At 66.4% G+C, this 250-nt stretch carries 1 protein-coding gene; it reads right to left on the bottom strand.

Translation table 11 applies throughout. From position 1 onward, the window contains the following. On the bottom strand, positions 1-250 hold a 250-nt coding region (locus SB660_RS22540), incomplete at both ends, for an enolase-like domain-containing protein (RefSeq protein WP_410584713.1).

Genomic DNA, 250 nt, shown 5'->3' with positions numbered 1-250 from the left:
GGATGGGGTCGGCCGGGTCCATCACGAAGCCGTCCATGGCGTCATCGCGCAGCCAGCGGGTGGCGAAGGCGGTATCGAAGTGCTCGAACAGCGGACGGGTGAGGGAATCGCGCAGCCGACGATGCCCGTCAACATCGGTGCGCCCGATCGGGCTCTCGAACAACTCGACGATCTCGTGACGCTCGACCTCGCGCAGCACGGGCAGCGCCTGCGAAGCGTTGACGAGCATCGAGTTCCAGTCCAGCTCGAC

The sequence above is a fragment of the Bacillus sp. SIMBA_005 genome (assembly GCF_046535585.1).
Taxonomy (GTDB): Bacteria; Bacillota; Bacilli; order Bacillales; family Bacillaceae; genus Bacillus; species Bacillus pumilus.
The sequence above is the reverse complement of the archived record's forward strand: the minus strand, read 5'-3'. Positions and strand labels throughout refer to the sequence as shown.